General features: G+C 70.9%; 14 protein-coding genes. 2 read left to right on the top strand and 12 right to left on the bottom strand.

Translation table 11 applies throughout. The features are described from left to right. Positions 1–55: 55 nt before the first annotated feature. From OG303_RS32855 to OG303_RS32840, 4 genes are all read right to left on the bottom strand, one after another. On the bottom strand, positions 56–1,372 hold the full coding sequence (locus OG303_RS32855) for a beta-xylosidase (protein WP_405872966.1): 1,317 nt from the start codon (positions 1,370–1,372) through the stop codon (positions 56–58). A gap of 174 nt (positions 1,373–1,546) precedes the next feature. Then, entirely contained in the window at positions 1,547–2,023 is a 477-nt protein-coding gene (locus OG303_RS32850) for a hypothetical protein (protein WP_405872965.1), read from the bottom strand. 227 nt (positions 2,024–2,250) lie between these two features. Next, positions 2,251–2,604, bottom strand: a complete 354-nt coding sequence (locus OG303_RS32845) for a cytidine deaminase (protein ID WP_405872964.1) — start codon at positions 2,602–2,604, stop codon at positions 2,251–2,253. 28 nt (positions 2,605–2,632) lie between these two features. Further along, positions 2,633–3,514, bottom strand: a complete 882-nt coding sequence (locus OG303_RS32840; RefSeq protein ID WP_405872962.1) for a helix-turn-helix transcriptional regulator — start codon at positions 3,512–3,514, stop codon at positions 2,633–2,635. A 94-nt stretch (positions 3,515–3,608) separates the two neighbouring features. Between OG303_RS32840 and OG303_RS32835 the strand changes: the two genes are divergently transcribed. Beyond that, positions 3,609–5,051, top strand: coding sequence for an MFS transporter (locus tag OG303_RS32835; RefSeq protein WP_405872961.1), 1,443 nt, complete (start codon positions 3,609–3,611; stop codon positions 5,049–5,051). On the opposite strand, the gene OG303_RS32830 is transcribed toward OG303_RS32835, so the two are convergent. From OG303_RS32830 to OG303_RS32795, 8 genes are all read right to left on the bottom strand, one after another. Next, complete coding sequence (locus OG303_RS32830) at positions 5,013–5,372, bottom strand: MmcQ/YjbR family DNA-binding protein (protein WP_405872960.1); 360 nt, start codon at positions 5,370–5,372, stop codon at positions 5,013–5,015. The two genes, OG303_RS32835 and OG303_RS32830, sit on opposite strands and share 39 nt — an antisense overlap. After that, complete coding sequence (locus OG303_RS32825) at positions 5,369–6,676, bottom strand: hemolysin family protein (RefSeq protein ID WP_405872959.1); 1,308 nt, start codon at positions 6,674–6,676, stop codon at positions 5,369–5,371. The genes OG303_RS32830 and OG303_RS32825 overlap by 4 nt, the downstream gene beginning before the upstream one ends. Next, a complete protein-coding gene (gene ybeY / locus OG303_RS32820) occupies positions 6,673–7,170 on the bottom strand; it encodes an rRNA maturation RNase YbeY (RefSeq protein ID WP_405872957.1) in 498 nt (165 codons plus the stop codon). The genes OG303_RS32825 and ybeY overlap by 4 nt, the downstream gene beginning before the upstream one ends. Positions 7,171–7,183: 13 nt before the next feature. Further along, the gene (locus OG303_RS32815; protein ID WP_405872956.1) at positions 7,184–8,242 is read right to left on the bottom strand and encodes a PhoH family protein; all 1,059 of its coding nucleotides are present in this window, start codon (positions 8,240–8,242) and stop codon (positions 7,184–7,186) included. Positions 8,243–8,395: 153 nt separating this feature from the next. Further along, complete coding sequence (locus OG303_RS32810) at positions 8,396–9,553, bottom strand: carbohydrate kinase family protein (RefSeq protein WP_405872954.1); 1,158 nt, start codon at positions 9,551–9,553, stop codon at positions 8,396–8,398. 247 nt (positions 9,554–9,800) lie between these two features. Next, on the bottom strand, positions 9,801–11,198 hold the full coding sequence (locus tag OG303_RS32805) for an MFS transporter (protein ID WP_405872953.1): 1,398 nt from the start codon (positions 11,196–11,198) through the stop codon (positions 9,801–9,803). Between the two features lie 140 nt (positions 11,199–11,338). Further along, positions 11,339–12,685: a glucarate dehydratase family protein gene (locus OG303_RS32800; RefSeq protein WP_405872952.1), complete on the bottom strand. Its 1,347-nt coding sequence runs from the start codon at positions 12,683–12,685 to the stop codon at positions 11,339–11,341. Next, the gene (locus tag OG303_RS32795; RefSeq protein ID WP_405872951.1) at positions 12,682–13,638 is read right to left on the bottom strand and encodes a 5-dehydro-4-deoxyglucarate dehydratase; all 957 of its coding nucleotides are present in this window, start codon (positions 13,636–13,638) and stop codon (positions 12,682–12,684) included. The genes OG303_RS32800 and OG303_RS32795 overlap by 4 nt, the downstream gene beginning before the upstream one ends. A gap of 95 nt (positions 13,639–13,733) precedes the next feature. Here OG303_RS32795 and OG303_RS32790 point away from each other — a divergent pair, with 95 nt between their 5' ends. Then, entirely contained in the window at positions 13,734–14,528 is a 795-nt protein-coding gene (locus tag OG303_RS32790) for an IclR family transcriptional regulator (protein WP_405872949.1), read from the top strand.

Genomic DNA, 14,528 nt, shown 5'->3' with positions numbered 1-14,528 from the left:
GGGTGCGGACCCCCACGTGGACGAGGTGAACGGGCGGGTGCGGGCGCCCGTGCGGTCAGGTGAGCGTCAGGGTGAGCACACCCGCATACGAACCCGGAGGCGTGAACGCCGGTACGTCCAGGGAGAGTCCGGCATCGGCGGTGAACTCGCCGCCGGTCAGGGTGCCGTTGGGGGTGGACGCCAGGGTCGCGCCCGAACTGCCCACCGTGCCCGCTGAACCGGCCTGGCAGGTGCTCGGGCTGCCCGCCTTGGTGGCGCAGGCGGGGGTCCAACTCAGCTTCCCGGCATCGATCTTGGCGCCGGGACCGGTGAAGTCGGTGACCTTGCCGGTGAGGGACCAGCCCGCGGGTCCGCCGCGGAAGTCCTTCACGGTGACGGAGTTCAGGGCGCCGGTCGAGGCACCGCCCTTGCCGAAGTCGACCGCCGACAGGCCGACGGAGTCCCCGGCCTGGGACATGGACAGCGTCCCCGCCTTCACGGTCGTCGTCAGCTTCTGGCTGCCGTCGGGAACGGGCGTGGTGTCGTTGACGACGTAGGCGGCGGGACCGGCCCCTTTGTCGGCGCTCCACGCACTGCCCTCGTACGCCACGACCCCCGTCGTCGTCTTGTCGTTGACGACGAGGGAGCCGCTGAAGGAGCCGTCCGTGCCGGCGGTGACGGTTGCCGTGTCCGCGGTCTGGGTGTCCCCGGAGCGTCCGGCGAGGGTGACGGTCGCGCCCGCCGTGAAGTCGCTGCCGTTGACGGTGACGCTGTCACCGGCGTTGCCGGAGGCCGAACCCAGCGAGATGGCACGGTTGTTGGTGGGATTGGCGTCCGTCGCGGTGATGGTCTCGGAAACCGGGGCGGGCGGAGTGATCACCGTGCACGGCGTGTCCAGCTCCAGGATGTAGCTGGTGTGGATGTTGTAGTCGCCGGGCGAGAGCGTGATCGAGCCGGCCGCGGTGACCTTGAAGGTGCCGGTCATGGAGAACGACGGGAAGGCGCCGTTGCCCGGCACCGGGTCGTTCTTCTTGGGCCCGGCGACCGTCACGTCCCCGGTCTGCGCGCCGCCGAGGGTGACCTTGCCGGTGGGCGTCATGATGTCGGCCGGCAGGGCGATGGCGGTGGGGTTGCTCGCGGCCGCCTTGACGACGGTGTAGGTGACGGTGACCGTGTCACCGACCTTCGGACTGGCGTTGTCCACCGAGACGTTGGCGGTGGTCGTGCCGTCGATCGGCGGTATGCCCGCGACGGCGGGCGGGATGCAGTGCGTGGCGAAGTCCACGTTCGTGGCGGCGCCGGCCGGACAGGCCAGTGCGCCACCCCCGGTGACCGCGAGCGCGGTCGCCCCGAGCAGCAAGGCCCAGCGGCGTCTTCGGGTTGTCGAACCCATGGGAGTGCCCCCTCTCTTGTGCGCTCACTGGGGGCATTGATGTGTGGATCGCGTGAGAAGTCAATGGAGATGGCGAAACTGAACTGATGGACCGTCAGTTGCGATCGGGGCCCGGAGGGCGACCGCAACTGACGGTCCGTGCAAGCGGGTTCAGTCGATGGTGCGGTCGACGACTCAGTCGAACACGAACGGTCCGGGCGACTGCGCCGCGGTCGCCGTGCAGGTGATGGTGATGCCGAAGACGGTCATCTGCAGCGAACCGCCGTAGGCCTCCAGGCTGTCACCGGAGGCGACGGTGCCGGAGAGCGGGCCGACGGTGACGGGGTCGCCGGCCGCCATCGCCGGGTTCTCCGTGCCGCTGAAGGCGGTGGTGCCGCCGCTCGCGTTGACCATGGTCAGCGTGGAGGAGATCGAGTCCTCCGACAGGGCGATCGGCGCGGTGATGGCGGACGACGTGACGGTGATGGTGGCCGACGTGCCGTCCTGGGTGGCCGTGAGGGTGGCGTCTCCGCCGCCGAAGCTTCCGCAGTCGGCGGTGATCGTCGCGGACTGCGGGGTGACGGCGAGGGCGCTCGGGGCGAACGCGAGCGAGGCGGCCGCGAGGGCCCCCACCGCCATTGCCGCACCTGCACCTATTCGTTTGGCTCTCATGGGGATCCGGCTCCCTTCCCGAAGCTGGGAACTGCCATGTGGGGATGGATGGGAGAGGTCCGGACGGGCCGTCACGGAGCGTGGTGCGGTACGCCCCGTGGATGGTGAGTGGGGGGGTGAAGTGCCGGGCAAATCTGACGGTCCGTCGGAACTACCGGTTCCATTGATGCGCGTGTGATGGAGAAACGGCAAGGACGAATTCCGGACGACTCTGAAGCGCCCGCTTTTCAGCCTGCGGTCACGGTGCTCCGTACCGTGCCGTCCGGCGCTGCCACCAGCACCGGCGTCCCGTCCCCGCCCAGATCCCGGACCGCCGCCCGGTCCTCGGCCGACACCGACTCGGCCTCGGTGACCACCGCCGCCGCCTCCAGCGACTTCGCCCCGGACGCCACCGCCATGGCGACCGCCGTCCGCAGCGCGCTCAGCTTCAGCGACGCCAGGTCGACCGTCCCGGCGACATACGTACGGCCCGTCTCGTCCCGGACGGCTGCCCCCTCGGGCACGCCGTTGCGAGCCCGTGCGGAACGGGCCAGGGTGACGATCTTGCGGTCCTCGGGGTCAAGCGCGTTGCTGTCGGTCATGACCTGAGCATACGAAGAACCGGACCGCTCATCCCGCGACGGGGTACATGGCCCCGCGCCGGGCCTCCGGGGACGCCAGCCACTCCAGCTTCGCCGCCGTGTTCGCCTCGTCGATCGGCGTGTGCAGCACGATCGTCAGGTCCGGCCGGGCCGGCACCCGCATCGCCGTGGACTCCACGACCAGCAGCCCGACGAGCGGATGCTCGAGCTCCTTGCGGATCTGCCCGGCGTCCTCGATGTCCCGTTCCGCCCACAGCGCGGCGAACTCCTCGCTCGACTCCGTCAGCTCCGTCAGCAACGTCTGGAAACCGTCGTCGTCGGGCCGGGCCGAGCTCGCGGCCCGGAACTGCGCCACGACCGTACGGGCGTTCCGCTCCCAGCTCTTCGACCGCGACCGGTACAGGGGGTCCGTGAAGAAGTCGACCACGCAGTTCTGCGTGTTGTCCGGCCGCATGCCCAGCACCGTCGAGGCGGCGTCGTTGTACAGCACGCAGTTGTAGTACGGGTCCATGATGTGCGCCGGATACGGCATCCACGTGTCGATCAGCCGCCGCAGGCCCTCGTGCATGTCCCGGCCCGCCGGCTCGGCCTCGGGCGGGTTCAGCCCGGCGAGCCGGTACAGGTGCCGCCGCTCGGCGTTGCTCAGCCGCAGCACCCGCGCCACCGAGTCCAGGACCTGCGGGGAGACGGAGATGTCCCGCCCCTGCTCCAGCCACTGGTACCAGGACGCCCCGACGCCGGCGAGCACCGCGACCTCCTCGCGCCGCAGCCCGGGAGTACGCCGCCGCGCCCCGCCGTCCGGCAGCCCCGCCTCGGTCGGCGAGACCCGCGCCCGCCGGCTCATCAGGAACTCCCGCAGCTCGCGCAGCCGGTGTGCCTTGCCCGCCGCGGTCTCGATCACGTCCGCCACGTGTCCAACTCCCCCTAGGTCCTGCCTGGTGGTGCCACCACCAGGACAACCTGCCGCTCCCCACGGCTATTCCGACGCCCGCAGTCTCTTACCCATGGCGATCGACACCACCCCACCCGGCACCAACACCACCGCGCCGCTCGACACCCCCCGGCTGTCGACGCGCGACCGGCTCGTCCTCTTCGTCCTGTGCGCGGCCCAGTTCATGGTCGCCCTGGACTTCTCCGTCCTGAACGTCGCGCTGCCCGTCCTCGGCGGCGACCTCGGCATGAGCCGGTCCGGCCTGCAGTGGGCGGTCACCGCGTTCGCGCTGCCCTCCGGCGGCTTCCTGCTCCTGTTCGGCCGGATCGGCGACCTCTACGGCCGCCGCAGGCTGTTCCTCACCGGCCTCGCACTCTTCGGCGCGGCCTCGCTGCTGGCGACCTTCGCCTGGGACCCGACGTCGTTCCTCACCGGCCGCGCCCTGCAGGGCCTCGGCGCGGCAGCGATCGTCCCGACCGGCATGTCCCTGCTGACCACGACCTTCCCGGAGGGCCCGGCCCGGGACCGCGCCCTCGGCATCTCGGGCACCCTGCTCTCCCTCGGCTTCACCGTCGGCATGGTGGCCGGCGGCGTCCTCACCGACGCCTTCGGCTGGCGCTCCACGATGGGCCTGCTCACGGTGTTCGCGCTGATCGTGCTGCCGCTGGCCCCCGGCCTGCTGCCCGAGTCCCGCACCCCGGACCGCCCGCGCCTGGACGTCCCCGGCGCGATCACCGTCACCGGCGGCCTGCTCTCACTGATCTACGCCCTGTCGACGGCCGCCGACCACGGCTTCGCCCGCACCGACGTCATCACCACCCTGGTCGCCGGCCTGCTGCTGCTCGCCGCCTTCGTCGGCATCGAGTCCCGCACCGCGGCACCCCTGGTCTCCCTGCCCATGCTGCGCCGCCGCACGGTGGCCTGGGGCAACCTGGGCGGCCTGGTCACCTTCTCGATGATGTCGACGGTCGTCTTCGTCCTGACGCTGTACCTGCAGGAGGTCCTGAAGCTGTCGGCCTTCGAGACGGGCCTGGTCTTCGGCTTCCAGGGCGTCCTGTCCGCGATCGCGGGCACCTACGCCCCGAAGGTCATCGGCCGCATCGGCGCCCGCCGCACCCTGGTCGTCTCGCTCGCCGGCCAGGGCGCCCTGATCGCCGCCCTGCTCGGCCTGAACGCCCACACCTGGTCGGTGTGGCTCGCCACCGCCGCCGTCTCGCTGGCCAGCATGTGCCACCTGGGCGCGATCATCTCCTACGGCCTGACCGTCACCTCCGGCGTCCCGAACGAGGAACAGGGCCTGGCCACCGGCCTGGTCACCTCGACCCAGCAGGTCGGCATCACCGTCGGCATCCCGCTGCTGGGCGTCCTGGCGACGACCTCGGACGACCTGATGTCCGGTGTGCACACCGTGCTGATGATCGACTCGGCGGTCGTCCTGGCCGCCGCCGCACTGGTCGCCGTAGGACTGAGGGTGCGCTCAGGGGCGGTCGAGGCGGAGCCGGTCGGCGCGCGGTAGACCGGCCACGACCAGGTCGTACGAGTCCTCGACGAGCTCCCGGACCAGGCGGTCCGGGAGCTCGCCGTCGACGGTGACGGTGTTCCAGTGGCGCTTGTTCATGTGGTAGCCGGGGATGATCAGGCCGGGGTGGTCGGCGCGGAGCCGGAGCGCGTCCTCGGGGTCGCACTTGAGGTTGACCGTCAGGGGCCGCCGGTCCATCCAGCTCAGGGCGAAGAGCTTGCCCTGCACCTTGAAGACCGAGATCTCCGGGGAGAAGGGGAACTCCTCCACGGCCGCGTTGAACGACAGACAGAAGTCGCGCAGCTCCTCGGGGCTCACTCCTCCTTCGCCTCCTTCTCGGACGGATCCGCCGGGCCCACGGGCTCCACGAGCACGGTCACGATCTTGTTCCGGCGGCCGGCCGCGGACTCGGCGGTCAGGCGCAGTTCGCGCCCGTCCGGGAGCTCGACCACCGACGACGCCTCGGCGATGGGCACGCGGCCCAGCGCCTTCGCGAGCAGGCCGCCGACGGTCTCCACGTCCTCGTCGTCGTACTCGTCGAGCCCGTACAGCTCGCCGAGGTCGGTGATGTCGAGGCGGGCGGTCACGCGGTAGCGGTCGTCGCCGAGGTCCTCGACGGGCGGCAGTTCACGGTCGTACTCGTCGGTGATCTCGCCGACGATCTCCTCGAGGATGTCCTCGATGGTGACGATGCCGGCCGTGCCGCCGTACTCGTCGATGACGACGGCGACGTGATTGCGGTCCTGCTGCATCTCGCGCAGCAGATCGCCGGCGTTCTTGGTGTCGGGGACGAAGGCGGCGGGCCGCATGGCCGTCGACACGAGCTCGCTCTCGGCGTCCCGGCTGATGTGCGTCTTGCGGGCCAGGTCCTTCAGATACACGATCCCGACGATGTCGTCCTCGTTCTCCCCGGTGACGGGAATGCGCGAGAAGCCCGAGCGGAGGGCGAGGGTGAGGGCCTGGCGGATCGTCTTGTACCGCTCGATCACCACCAGGTCGGTCCTCGGGACCATGACCTCCCGCACGAGCGTGTCGCCCAGTTCGAAGACCGAGTGCACCATGCGGCGCTCGTCGTCCTCGATCAGCGACTCGGCCTCGGCGAGGTCGACGAGCGCGCGCAGCTCCGCCTCGGAGGCGAAGGGGCCGCGACGGAAGCCCTTGCCGGGGGTCAGCGCGTTGCCGATGAGGATGAGGAGGGGCGGGATCGGGCCCATGATCCGCGCGAGGGGCAGCAGGACGTACGCCGCCGCCGTCGCCGTGTTCAGCGGATGCTGGCGGCCGATGGTGCGCGGGGAGACGCCGACGGCGACGTACGACACGAGGACCATGACGCCGATCGCGACGAGCAACGCCTCGGTGGTGCCGGAGAACTCCTGCAGACAGGCGTACGTCACCAGCGCCGCGGCCGCCATCTCGCAGGCGACACGGACCAGCAGCGCCACGTTCAGGTAGCGGGTCGGGTCGGCGGCGACCTGGGCGAGCTTCGCGCTGCCGCGGCGGCCGGAGCGTACGGCCTCCTCGGCGCGGAAGCTGGAGACGCGCGCGAGGCCCGCCTCCGCGCAGGCGGCGAGCCAGGCGACGACGACCAGGGCGATCGCGCCCGCGACGATCTGGGGGCTCATGAGACGGTCGGGGCCGGGGACGGGCCGGTGAGACCCTTCTCCGCGCGCCAGCCGTCCACGATGGCCGCCTGCAGGCCGAACATCTCGGCCTTCTCGTCGGGCTCCTCGTGGTCGTACCCGAGGAGGTGCAGCACGCCGTGAACGGTGAGCAGCTGGAGCTCCTCGTCCATGGAGTGCTGCGTCTCGGCCTCCTCGCCCTGCTTCTTGGCGACCTCGGGGCACAGCACGATGTCGCCGAGGAGGCCCTGCGGGGGCTCGTCGTCGTCCTTCGACGGCGGACGCAGCTCGTCCATCGGGAAGGACATGACGTCCGTGGGCCCCGGCAGGTCCATCCACTGGATGTGCAGCTGCTCCATGGCGTCGGCGTCCACGACGATCACCGAGAGCTCGGAGAGCGGGTGGATGCGCATCCGCGCGAGGGCGTAACGGGCGATGTCGAGGACCGCCTGCTCGTCGACCTCGGTTCCGGACTCGTTGTTGACGTCGATCGACATGGTGCTGGTTTGTCTACTTCCGCTTGTTGCGGCCGCCCTTGTGGGTGCCGTTCTCCGTGCCGTGGTGGCTGTCGTACTTCTCGTACGCGTCGACGATACGGCCGACGAGCTTGTGTCGTACGACGTCCTGGGACGTCAGGCGGGAGAAGTGGACGTCGTCGAGGCCCTCCAGGATGTCCTGGACCTGGCGCAGACCAGACTTCGTCCCGTTGGGGAGGTCGACCTGCGTCACGTCACCCGTGACCACGATCTTCGAGTCGAAGCCGAGGCGGGTGAGGAACATCTTCATCTGCTCGGGGCTGGTGTTCTGGGCCTCGTCCAGGATGATGAAGGCGTCGTTCAGGCTACGGCCACGCATGTACGCCAGCGGCGCGACCTCGATCGTCCCCGCCGCCATCAGCCGCGGGATCGAGTCCGGGTCCAGCATGTCGTGCAGCGCGTCGTACAGCGGGCGGAGGTAGGGGTCGATCTTCTCGTAGAGCGTGCCGGGGAGGAAGCCGAGCCGCTCGCCCGCCTCGACCGCGGGCCGGGTCAGGATGATGCGGTTGACCTGCTTGGACTGCAGGGCCTGCACCGCCTTGGCCATGGCGAGGTAGGTCTTGCCGGTGCCGGCGGGGCCGATGCCGAAGACGATCGTGTGCTTGTCGATCGCGTCGACGTACCGCTTCTGGTTGAGGGTCTTGGGGCGGATGGTGCGGCCGCGCGAGGACAGGATGTTCTGCGTCAGTACCTCGGCCGGGGTCTCCTGGCCGTCGCTCGTCCCGTTCTCGCTCGCCTTCAGCATGGCGATCGAGCGTTCCACTGCGTCCTCCGTCATCGGCTGCCCGGTGCGGAGCACCAGCATCATCTCGTCGAACACGCGCTGAATCAGGGCGACTTCCAGGGGAGCGCCGACCGCGCTGATCTCATTGCCCCGGACGTGGATGTCGGCCGCCGGGAAGGCCTTCTCGATCACGCGCAGGAGGGAGTCACCGGAGCCGAGAACGGTCACCATGGGGTGCTGGCCGGGGACGGTGATCTGTGCTTTCGCCTGCCCCTGCGCGGGGGTGTGAGCTGTGGGTGTCTGAGTCATGGGCCGGCTCTGTAGGCCTTGCTCGTCCTCCTCGGTACGACACGCTCGCCACGGGGGCGGCCTGGCGGTTTCAAGGGTACGCCGGGGGACTGACAACGCCGTAGGGCTTTTCGGCGGCCGCTCTTTCACACACCGGATCTACGGCCCGGGCCGTCAGGCGGACCTGCCGAACCCGATCGTCGGCACCGCCCGCCGCAGGGGCCACGGTCTGGCCTCCTCCTCGGGCACCAGGGCCTCCAGGAACGCGTACCGCCGCAGGGCGGCCGGATCCTGGCCCTCCACCGACTGCACCTTCCGCCACCAGGCGCCGATCTCGGACCAACCCGGCGCGGACAGGGAGCCGCCGAACTCCTGCACCGACAGCGCCGCCGTCAGACCGGCGAAGGCGAGCCGGTCGGCCAGCGGCCAACCCGCGAGCGTGCCGGTGACGAAGCCGGCGACGAACACGTCGCCCGCGCCGGTGGGGTCGAGGGCCTCGACGGCGATGGCGGGGACCTCGGCGCTCTCGCCGGTGCGCCGGTCCACCGCGTAGGCGCCCTCCGCACCGAGGGTGACGACGGCCAGCGGTACGTGTTCGGTCAGGGCGTGGGCGGCGGCGCGGGGGCAGGTGGCGCCCGTGTACCGCATGGCCTCCTCCGCGTTCGGCAGGAACGCCTCGCAGTGTTCGAGGTCGGCGAGGCCCGACAGGTCCCAGGCGCCGGTGTCGTCCCAGCCGACGTCGGCGAAGATGCGGGTGCCGCGGCGCGCGACCTGGGCGATCCAGGGGGCGCGCCTGCCGGGCGTGAGGGAGGCGACGGCGGCACGCGCGCGGGGCGGGCAGTCGGGGGCGCCCGTCTGGTCGAACGCGCCCTCGGGGGGCGGTTCGTGGCCGTGGGAGACCATCGTGCGCTCGCCCTCGTACGCCATCGAGACGGTGACCGGGGAGTGCCAGCCGGGCATGGTGCGGGAGGCGGAGAGGTCGATGTGCTCGCCCTGCTCCAGCGCGTCCCAGCAGTACTCCCCGTAGTGGTCGTCGCCGAAGGCGGCCGCGAGGGATGTCCGCAGGCCCAGGCGGGCCAGTGCCGTGGCCATGTTGGCGACGCCGCCGGGGCTCGACCCCATCCCGCGTGCCCAGGACTCGGTCCCGCGCACCGGGGCGGAGTCGAGCCCGGTGAAGATGATGTCGAGGAAGACGGTGCCCGTGAGGTACACGTCCCAGGGGGGATCGTCCGGTGTGCGCAGGGCGGTGAGGGGATCGACCTGGGCCTGACAGGCCGCTCCCTCTGCGCGGTGCGACGGTCCCTTTCCGGTGGACGCGCTGGACGCGATCACGGTGCACTCCCTGGCATGGTGCGGATCAGGCCAGTGTGCACCACACCACTGACAACACGCCGTCGCTCACGCCGCGGACGCCCGTGCCGTCGGGGCCGGTGTTGCGTCCCCGGCCGGATGAGCGCGCGGGGTCATGGGTCCCGGTTCCGGCCCCCGCCCCGGACCCCCGCTCCGGCGAAGCCGAGAACGGGGGTTACCTGCGAGGCGTCGCGCGCCAGGCCGAGGGGGGACGGCTCTGCACCGGCTCTCAAGCCGTCGCAGCCCCCGGGTGTGACGTACGGGCCGCGCCCGGGGTCGTCTTGGGGGCCGTGGCGGTCGGTACGGGTGCCGTGCGTGTCCGGATCCGGTCGTTGCGGCCGCCCCCGCGCACCAGCAGCACGCTGAGCGCGGCCAGGAAGCCGACGACCGTCAGGCCCACCAGGCCGGCCTTCGTGGAACCCGTCGCGTCCTCGATGATGCCGAACGCCGTGGGGGCCACGAATCCGCCGAGGTTTCCGATCGAGTTGATCAGGGCGATGCCCGGAGCCGCCGCCCGCGCGTCCAGGTAGCTCTGCGGGATCGTCCAGAAGATCGGCGAGGCGGGCTTGAAGCCCATCGCGGCCAGGCACAGGGCGCCGAGGCTCAACCACGGTGACACGAACACCGCGAGCAGCGTGCCGATGCCGCCCAGGACCAGCAGCGCCATCAGGATCGGGCGCCGCTTGCCGATGCGGTCGGAGAGCCGCCCGCTGACGTACACCGCGACGATCGCGCACAGCCACGGCACCGCCGTCAGCAGCCCGACCTGGAAGTCGCTGAGTCCGCCGATGTCGTCCACGATCGACGGCAGCCAGAAGGTCACCGCGTACAGGGCGACGTTGATCGCGAAGTAGATCCAGAGGAACAGCAGCATCTGGGGGTCGGCGAGCAGCTTCCAGCGGGAGACCCTGGCCTGGGCGGTGTCGCGGCCGTCCTGCTCGGCGTCGATGACCGCGACCAGCTCCCGCTTCTCCTCGTCCGTCAGCCAACTCGCCTTCTCGATACCGGAGTCGAGGAAGCGGTACACGACGAACCCGAGTACGACGGAGAAGACGCCCTCGATGAAGAACATCCACTGCCAGCCGGAGTGGCCCCAGACGCCGTGCATCTCCAGGAGGGCTCCGGAGACCGGGCCCACGATCACCGTCGCCGTGCCGGAGCCCATCAGGAAGATGGAGGTGGCGCGGCCCCGGTGGGAGTCGGGGAGCCAGCGGGAGAAGTAGTAGATGACGGCCGGGAAGAAGCCCGCCTCGGCGACGCCGAGGAGGAAGCGCAGCGCGTAGAACATGCCCGGGCTGTCGACGAAGGCCATCGCCGTCGCCACCACACCCCAGCTGATCATGATGCGGGTGAGCCAGGCCTTGGGGCCGAAGCGCTCCATCAGCATGTTGGAGGGGACTTCGAAGAGGGCGTACGCGATGAAGAAGATGCCGGCACCGAGGCCGAAGGCGGCGGCCGACAGGCCCACGTCGGCACGGAGTTGGTCCTGCGCGAAGCCGAGGTTGACGCGGTCCATGTAGTTCGCGACGAACATCACGAAGAACAGCGGGACCACCCGGCGGAAGATCTTGCGGATGGCGGACTGGACGGCTGGTGGGTGGACGACTTCGGGGACTACAGCAGACACGAGCGGCTCCGATCGTGATGCGAATCCAGCCCCTCCGGGGGAGTTCGAGGAGCGGGGGTCCAGGGGGCAGAGCCCCCTGGGCGGGGTCGAAGGGGTGGCAGCCCCTGGGGAGGGGAACGGGTAAGGGCGGTGGGGGCGATCTACCAGCGGGGGACGGACGGCGTGACCCACTCCGGCTCGGCGACGCGCATCGCCGCCGCATCGTCGCGCTCGCGCAGGGATCCGTCGTCGTCGAGCCACCGCTGGTGCAGGAACTGCAGCTTGTCGCGGTCGAGTTCGACGCCGAGGCCCGGCGCGTCGGAGACGGTGACCTTGCCGGCCTCGAAGGTCAGCCGCTCGGTGAGCACGTCCTCCGACTGCCAGGGGTAGTGGGAGTCGCAGGCGTGGTGGAGGTTCGGGACGGTGGCCGCGACGTGGGTCATCGCGGCCAGGCTGATCCCGAGGTGGGTGTTGGAGTGCATGGACACCCCGACGCCGAACGTGCGGCAGATGGCGGCGAGTTGCTGGGTGTTGCGCAGGCCGCCCCAGTAGTGGTGGTCGGAGAGGACCACCTGGACGGCGTCCTTGGTGAACGCCTCCTTGATCTCGGCGAAGGTCGTCACGCACATGTTGGTGGCGAGCGGCACGCCCACCCGTCGCCCACCACCACCCTTGCCCGAGGCGCTTCGCGCCGCCCCTCTCATTGCAGCAGAGACCTCGGCCATGGCGGGGGTGCCGAGCGCCGGGTCCTCCAGGTACTCGAGGACGTCCCCGAGCTCCTTCGCCACCTTCAGCGAAGTCTCCACGGACCAGGCCCCGTTGGGGTCCAGACGCAGGGGGTGCCCGGGGAACGCCTCGGCCAGGGCGTGTACGGCGGCGATCTCCTCGTCGGGCGGGAAGACGCCGCCCTTGAGCTTGAACGACGTGAACCCGTACCGCTCCTTGAACAGCCGCGCCTGCTCGACGACCCCGGCCGGGTCGACGGCGGCACCCCAGTCGTCCTTCTCCGAGGCCACGCCCTCGGGGTGGTCGGCCCACTTGTAGAACAGGTAGGCGCTGTACTCGACCGCGTCGCGCAGCTTGCCGCCGAGCAGCGCGTGCACGGGCAGGCCGAGCGCCTTGCCGAGGGCGTCCAGGCAGGCGACCTCGAAGCCGGAGACGACGGACAGCCTCAGCTTGTCGGCGGTCTGGACACCGCGCAGTCCGCCGACGTCGACCTGGCCAAAGACCCGGGAGTCGTCGACGGACACCTCGTCCGCGATCGTGAACAGGCCGTTGAAATCACTGACTTGACGGCCCTTCAGCTTCGCCGCGAACGGGCGTGCCAGCTCCAGGTACTTGGTGTCGCCGTAGGTCTCACCGACACCCGTGGTCCCGTCGGCCGTCACCACCTCCACGATCAGCCGCGGGGTGTACGGCTGGTGCACGCCCTGCGTGTTGAGGAGGGGCGGGTCGGCGACCAGGATCGGCGTCAGCCGTACGTCGGTGATGGTCAGGTCGCGGGTCACAGGGCGGCTCCTACGAGGTCGAGTCCGGTGATCAGGAGGGTCTTGAGGTCGGCCAGGTCGGCGGCCGAGGGGTCGGTGAGCGGGGCGCGCACGGGGCCCACCGGGCGGCCGCGCAGCCGGGCCGCCGCCTTGACCAGCGACACGGCGTATCCCGGTACGCGGTCGCGGAGTTCGACGAGCGGGACGTAGAACTCGCGCAGCAGTCGCTCCACGGTCTTGTCGTCGCCGTCGCGCAGCGCGCCGAAGAAGGCGTTCGCGATCTCGGGGGCGAAGGCGTGCACGGCGGAGGAGTAGGCGGGGATGCCGACGGTGGCGTAGGCGCGGGCCTGGACCTCGGCGGTGGACGCGCCGTTGAAGAACAGGAAGCCCTCGGGGGCGGCCAGGGTGAGGCGCTGGAGGCGGTCGAGGTCGCTGTGGCCGTCCTTGAGCCCGATGACGCCCGGGATGCGGGCGATGCGCCTCAACGAGTGGGCGGTGAAGGTGACTTGGCCGCGCTGGTAGGCGATGAGCGGCAGCCGGGTGCGGGCGGCGATCTGCTCCAGCTGCCCGACGAGCCCCTCCTGCGGGGCGGCGACCAGGTAGTGCGGCAGGACGAGGAGCGCGTCGGCGCCGGCCTCCTCGGCGATGCGCGCGAACCGTACGGCCTGCGCCCAGCCGTATCCGATGCCGGCCACGACGGGGACGCGGCCGCCCGCCTCCTCGACGGCGATGGTCACGACCTGCCGGTACTCGTCCTCGTCCAGCGAGAAGAACTCGCCGGTGCCGCAGGCGGGGAAGACGGCGCCGGGGGCGGTGGCGATCTGTGCCGCGACATGGGCGCGGAAGCCGTCGGGGTCGAGGGAGCCGTCGTCGTGGAAGCTCGTGAGCGGGAACGAGAGCACGCCGCCCGCCATCCCGTCGCGCAGCCTTCGCACCACGGTCTCCGTGTCCGTACCGCCACTCACCCTGACCATCTCCCTATGTAGACGTCATCTACGTATGAAGATGGAGGTTAGATACACGAACAGCCGCCGTCAATGGCCCGGGCCGCCCGGATTACGATCGGCTCATGCCGGAGACGGGGAGTGGGACAGGGGGCGTGCGCGAGGTGAAGTCCGCCGCGCGGACGGTGGAGCTGCTGGAACTGCTCGCCGCGCGCGGCGACCGTCCGGCGCGGCTGCAGGAGCTGGCGGACGAGCTGGGCGTGCCGCGCAGCTCGATGTACGCGCTGCTGCAGACCCTGATCAGCAGGGGCTGGGTACGCACGGACGTCACCGGCTCGCTGTACGGCATCGGCATCCACGCCCTGCTCACCGGCACCAGCTATCTCGACTCCGACCCGCGCGTGCGCGTCGTACGGCCGTATCTCGACGAGGCCTCGGAGGCGCTCGGCGAGACGATCCACATGGGGCGGCTCGACGAGCAGGCCGTGGCGTATCTGGCGACGCGGGAGTCGCACGAGTACCTGCGGACGATCAGCCGGGTGGGGCGGCGGCTGCCCGCGCACGTGGGCGCGCTGGGCAAGGCGCTGCTGGCCGAGCGGGGCGACGAGGAGCTGCCCGAGGGTCCGTACGAGGCGCTCACGCCCAACACGCACACCAGCCGCGCGTCACTGGTGGCGGACCTCGCCGGGGTGCGGGCGCGGGGGTACTCGATCGACCGCGAGGAGGGCGTGACCGGAATCGTCGGCTTCGGCTTCGCGCTGCGGTACGACGTCCCGGCACAGGACGCCATCAGCTGCTCGGTTCCGGTGGCCCGTCTCACGCCGGAGCACGAGGAGCGGATCGTCGCGGTGATGCGGGAGATCAGGGCGAAAATCGAAACGACCGCACCCGGTGCGGGGGGCTCGGCCCACTGGCGTTAG

The sequence above is a fragment of the Streptomyces sp. NBC_00005 genome (assembly GCF_045160215.1).
Classification (GTDB): Bacteria; Actinomycetota; Actinomycetes; order Streptomycetales; family Streptomycetaceae; genus Streptomyces.
Note: the sequence above shows the minus strand (reverse complement) of the source record. Positions and strands in the feature narration are given on the sequence as shown.

What these genes read in the sequence shown, in the direction of transcription:
- OG303_RS32815 (WP_405872956.1), bottom strand. Translation starts at nt 8,242, where the DNA reads ATGACTCAGACACCCACAGCTCACACCCCCGCGCAGGGGCAGGCGAAA.
- OG303_RS32850 (WP_405872965.1), bottom strand. Translation starts at nt 2,023, where the DNA reads ATGAGAGCCAAACGAATAGGTGCAGGTGCGGCAATGGCGGTGGGGGCC.
- OG303_RS32825 (WP_405872959.1), bottom strand. Translation starts at nt 6,676, where the DNA reads ATGAGCCCCCAGATCGTCGCGGGCGCGATCGCCCTGGTCGTCGTCGCC.
- OG303_RS32795 (WP_405872951.1), bottom strand. Translation starts at nt 13,638, where the DNA reads ATGGTCAGGGTGAGTGGCGGTACGGACACGGAGACCGTGGTGCGAAGG.
- OG303_RS32790 (WP_405872949.1), top strand. Translation starts at nt 13,734, where the DNA reads ATGCCGGAGACGGGGAGTGGGACAGGGGGCGTGCGCGAGGTGAAGTCC.
- OG303_RS32845 (WP_405872964.1), bottom strand. Translation starts at nt 2,604, where the DNA reads ATGACCGACAGCAACGCGCTTGACCCCGAGGACCGCAAGATCGTCACC.
- OG303_RS32835 (WP_405872961.1), top strand. Translation starts at nt 3,609, where the DNA reads ATGGCGATCGACACCACCCCACCCGGCACCAACACCACCGCGCCGCTC.
- ybeY (WP_405872957.1), bottom strand. Translation starts at nt 7,170, where the DNA reads ATGTCGATCGACGTCAACAACGAGTCCGGAACCGAGGTCGACGAGCAG.
- OG303_RS32855 (WP_405872966.1), bottom strand. Translation starts at nt 1,372, where the DNA reads ATGGGTTCGACAACCCGAAGACGCCGCTGGGCCTTGCTGCTCGGGGCG.